General features: G+C 62.0%; 3 protein-coding genes. All 3 read right to left on the minus strand.

Annotated features, from left to right (window positions below):
- On the minus strand, window positions 1–333 hold a 333-nt coding region (locus tag EOA86_RS33715), incomplete at its 3' end, for a response regulator (RefSeq protein ID WP_164892286.1).
- Window positions 334–396: 63 nt separating this feature from the next.
- Window positions 397–939, minus strand: coding sequence for a hypoxanthine phosphoribosyltransferase (hpt, locus tag EOA86_RS33720; protein WP_127210394.1), 543 nt, complete (start codon window positions 937–939; stop codon window positions 397–399).
- A 27-nt stretch (window positions 940–966) separates the two neighbouring features.
- A partial coding sequence (locus tag EOA86_RS33725) for a hypothetical protein (protein ID WP_245497459.1) occupies window positions 967–1,638 on the minus strand: 672 nt, incomplete at its 5' end.

Consider the following 1,638-nt stretch of genomic DNA (forward strand, 5'->3'; position numbering starts at 1 on the left):
GATTTCGGCCAGCGTGAACGGCTTTTGCACGACGTCCACAATGACACCGTTCAATTCCTCGGCGCGCTCGCGCTGGTCGGCATAGCCGGTCATCAGCAAGATCTTCATCGCCGGAAAAAGCGACGCCGCCGATTTGGCCATTTGGATGCCGTCCATTTCCGGCATCCGGATATCGGAAACGACAAGGTCATAGCCGCCACGTGCTGCGCGGATCAGGGCAAGCCCTTGCGCGCCGTCGGCGGCGATGTCGATCATATGCCCGGCGCGTTCGAGCGCGCGGGCGGCGAGGGTGCGGACGGAATCATCGTCCTCGACGATCAGGAGCTTTGCCATAGCGGAATGTTTGGCGGGGAAAAGTTGACTTTTCCTGAACCGCAAACGGCATCGAAGATAAATCTATGCGTCGCCCTTGACGACGCCGACAAACGGCAATTCGCGAAACGCGTGGGCGACATCCATGCCGTAGCCGACGACGAAATAGTCGGGGCAGTCGAAGCCGACATAGTTGGCGTTGAGCGCAGTCTGGCGGCGCATGCGCTTGTCGAGCAGCACGGCGATGGCGCAGCTTTTGGCGCCGCGCGACAGCATCAGGTCGCGGGTGAAGGACAGCGTCTTGCCGGATTCGAGAATGTCGTCGATCAACAGCACGTCGCGGCCGGTGACTTCATTGTCGATGTCACGCAGCACTCTCACCTCGCCGCTGGTGGTACCGGCGCCGTAGCTGGAAATGAAGATGAACTCGACCTCGGGCGACAGGCCGACATCGTGCATGGCGCGGATAAGGTCGGCGGCGAAGATGAACGATCCTTTCAGCACCGAAATCACCAGAAGGTCCTGATAATCGTGCCCGGCGATCTCCTTGGCGAGCTCCAGATTGCGCCGGGCAATCGCCGACGCCGAAAACAAGACCTCGATATTCTTGCCACGCACGATTGGCATTAGCCGCCTTTCCAGAAATGATCGCCCCTAATTGGCGAAGGTGACCGAGACGGTCTTGACCCCGTTTCTAGGCACGTCGAGCCGGCTGGAAAAGCCAAATCTTTCGCCGGGCGCCAGCGAACGGCTGAATGTCTTCAGCGTATAGCGGGTTGTGCGCCTGTCATTGCCGGTGACCCGGATTTCCAGCGGCGGCAATGGCAACGGGCTGGCACCGTCATTCGCGGCCTCGCCACCGACGAACAGGACAGATTCCGGCCCTGACGCATCGATACGCGACGTAACGCCTGAAATGCTGAGTGCAATGCCCGTCTCCTGTGCCGCGAGAAGAAGCGGCGCCTGGCGCACCAGCGCGTGCCCGCCCGAGATCCAGAAGGCTGCAAACGCCACGCTGAGGCCGGCGATCCAGAAGATCGGCCCGCCGCGCGACGCCCGCAGCCGTTCCATCGCGGCTTTCGGCTTGCGCAACATGTCCATGCCTTCGAGCGATGGCGTCGCGATCACCCGCGAAAGCGGCGGTGAAAGCATGCTGGCGGTGAGGCGCGGCAGCACCTCGAAGTCGGCATCGACGACGTCGGCGGCTGGATCACGCAAGATGCGTTCCGGCGCAGGATTTGCGGCCGAATCGGTCATGAATTCGCCGGAAACCGGGCGCGCGGTTCGATCGTCAGCCATCACGGCCCCAGCACTACGGCACTTGTT

The sequence above is a fragment of the Mesorhizobium sp. M5C.F.Ca.IN.020.32.2.1 genome, from assembly GCF_004023105.1.
In the GTDB taxonomy this organism is placed as follows: Bacteria; Pseudomonadota; Alphaproteobacteria; order Rhizobiales; family Rhizobiaceae; genus Mesorhizobium; species Mesorhizobium wenxiniae.

What these genes read in the sequence shown, in the direction of transcription:
- hpt (WP_127210394.1), bottom strand. Translation starts at nt 939, where the DNA reads ATGCCAATCGTGCGTGGCAAGAATATCGAGGTCTTGTTTTCGGCGTCG.